The sequence below is a fragment of the bacterium endosymbiont of Bathymodiolus sp. 5 South genome, assembly GCF_900128535.1.
GTDB lineage: Bacteria > Pseudomonadota > Gammaproteobacteria > PS1 > Pseudothioglobaceae > Thiodubiliella.
Map to the genome: position 1 here is coordinate 1 of NZ_FQTR01000172.1, position 3,266 is coordinate 3,266.

At 36.7% G+C, this 3,266-nt stretch carries 1 protein-coding gene; it reads left to right on the forward strand.

What is annotated here, in order from left to right; translation table 11 throughout:
* Window positions 1-78 precede the first annotated feature (78 nt).
* The coding region (locus BBROOKSOX_RS09655) for a C80 family cysteine peptidase (protein WP_218973729.1) at window positions 79-3,266 on the forward strand (3,188 nt) is incomplete at its 3' end.

Sequence of the window (3,266 nt, forward strand, 5' to 3'; positions counted from 1 at the left end):
GTGCTTTCAAGTCCAAAAAAGCCAGAAACACCCCTAGACACCATCCCCACCCCAAACAAAGAAATTGTTGTTGTCCAAATGGGCGATAATCAAGAAGTCATAGCCACACGCAAAAGAATGGTTGAGAGAATAAAACAAGACCCCTCAAATAAAGTCTATGTTGTTAAAGCAGAGTCAACATCGGATACACAGCTCCCCATAGAAGGAAATATTAAGCAATTAGCAGGTGAGTATGAAATCAATATAATTGGACGCAGCACCATAAAAGAAGGAAACAGAGTCATTGAAGACAAAGACGCCAAGCAATTGCTTGGGATGTTGAGCAAAACAATGTCCATTGAGAAAGGCGCAACAGAAAATGACACCTCGACTCTAAAAAATATCTCAATCACACATTGCCCAGAATCTGACTGCAGTCCTATTAACAATCTTGCCACATCCCTAAGAAAAGAAGTAGCAAGCAATATCATCGTTAAAGACAGCCTAGAATACCATCAAGCCAAAGCCGCAGAACAATCTAATTCTCAGAAAAAAAAGCAACTTGAGGTCGACAGACGCGAACAAGCAAGCAGTGCAGAACAAAAGAAAAACCAAGAAGAATGGTTCAGAGAAATGGATTCGACAGAATATCAAAGAAAAACAAAACCCGCCTTTGTGGTAACAGAAAAAATGAAACAAGCGAAAGCAGAAGAAGCAATAAAAATATTCAAAGCAAAAGAGGCGGCAGAAAAGCAAGCGGTGGCGGAACGGATTAAGCAAGAAATAAGCGGGGCAAAAGCTGCAGTAAAAAGTGGGAATAAAAAACAGGATCAACTGGATGAGAGAACGCGACAGAGAAAAGAAGAAGAGCAGAGAGTCAAAGAAGATTTTATTCAATTTATAATAAGAGACATAGAGAAGATTATGGTACTACCTGATGATTTAAAAGATGCACTAGTAAAAAGTTTAAGCAAGGATTCGGTAAAAATTCCAATTGCTAAAGTAATAAAAACAACAGAAACTAAAGTAAAGCCTCGCCAATCAAAAAAGAAAATTAATGAGGTGAATATTCAAAAAGATCTTTTAAAAGAGAAGATTAAAACATTATTAATGGACAAAGAAGCGGCTATTTATAATTTAAGGTTATTTTTGCAAAATGACAAGGTGACTACGATAAAATCTTGGGAGGAAGGGGTTTTGAGTCATTGGATGAATATAGGGGATTTTCGCGCTCAGGCATGGGAACAGGCTCAGAAATTAAGTGAAATTCAAAAAAATACTAACCCTTCTGAAAAATCAGATGCACATACCATCCTAAAAGAATATAGTGAAGTTGTTTTGACTGATCAAGCGCAGAAGTTTAGAAATGATATTAATAAACATATTAAAGCTTTTAAGCATGACAACGAAATTCTGAAGCATATAGAAGAGGTGAGTTCAAATCAAAGAGAAATTTTAAGTGTATTACACACGCTTTCAGACAAAGACAAAGACAAAGATGAAATGGTAAAAAACATCCAAGTTAACATAGGTGAAATGAACGGAGTGTTTAAGGAAGTTCAAGACACTTATGAAACAACTAAACAACATTTGAAAAAAGGGCTAGTCACTTTACAAAATCTTGTTAATTCTATGGAGAATGATGAAATTTCATCCAATGCAATAAACAAGGTTAAACAAAAAATGAGAAGTATAAGTCGGCAACTTAAGACAGAGAAACCCTCTGTTCCATCTTTTGATAGCATACGAGACATCAAAAAAATAAGATTCCAAGAAGGCAGAGTGGTTGTTGAAAGAGATAAAGGGATGAGTGAGGAAAAAATAATGACATCAGAATTCAAGAAAAAAGAGTCTGACATTAAGTCTAAGGTGCCTAGCACAGAGGTTAATAAACAAATTTGGAAAGACAATCAATTATATTTGGAGGAAATAAGACTAGAAATGGGGATGGTTAGTTGGATCCATGATTCTAATAGTGTTATTGATCACGGTAATAGAAATGTTCAAGATATGGGGCAAAATATAAAGTCCGATTACAATAAGTTGCTTAATCGATATAATGATATTTCTAAAGAATTAGCAACGGTTAGTGATTCAAATTCGGAAGAAGAAGTCGCTAATATCAATGATATGTTCAAACGAGAAATGGCTATTTTTTTGAAATTATATAGAAAAATAAAAGTCGCTATGGAAGAACATAGAATATCACTGTTAAAAGTCTCCGACAGGCAACATTTGAGACGTGATAAGAAAAATAGGCTACAAGACAAAGAGGAAAAAGAAATACATCAAACAAAAGAAATAGAAGGGGTAGACACATTAACATCCACTCGATCAGAGGGCAGTAAAGAGACAAAAATTAAGCAAGTAAAAACACCCCTCAAGAATACAGGGGGCGACAAAAAAGATATTAATGCTATCAACAAGCCATCTGATCAAGCGCCACAACAAAACAACAGTAGATTACAAGATAATAGCGACACTTCTAATCAAGGAAACAAGCCAAAGACAACAAGCCAAAGAGGTCCACCAACTGACAAAGAATCGCTACAGTCAAAAGATATTTCAATTAAAAGTGATGAGGAGACAGCAGTAGCAGAAGCATCTAAAACCCCTGCTTCCTCGCAACAAAAAATGACAATGGAGCAAGGACTCTCTTCTGCTCCTGTCCACGCTAGCAAACAATCACGAAAATCACCAACAACCACTGCTCAGCAAACAAAGACAAAATCAATAAACAAATCAGAAAAACAATCAAAAACACTAGAAAAAAAAGACCCACTAAGTTCATTAAAGCCAGAAGAGCCCAATAAAAAAGAAACATCAAATAGAGAAACCTCGTCAGAAGACACAAAATCTCAACAGCAAGCCAGCACCCTTGAAGCACCACAAAAACCACAAAACAAACTCTTAACGAAGCCCAACAATCAAACACCCAATAAAAAAGATGGCGGTGTCGTGATCTATAAAGTAGGCACAGACAATATCATCACAGAAGCCACCAACAGACTCTCTGCCAGACTTAAAAGCAAATATGGTGAAGACAGCGTAGTACTGGTTACAAAAAACAAAGACGGCTCATTTGCAACACAAGGCGATATAAACAAACTAAAAGATAACTATAAAGTCAAAATAACCGGACATGTTAAAGGTATAGGTGACGATGCCACCATGGAAGGCAACACCCAACAAAAAATTGCCACAGACCTAAAAACCATCCTCCCCGAACACCCACCACGCAAAGTATCCGTTACCGGCTGCCATTCAGATAAGTGTGGCAACAGTGG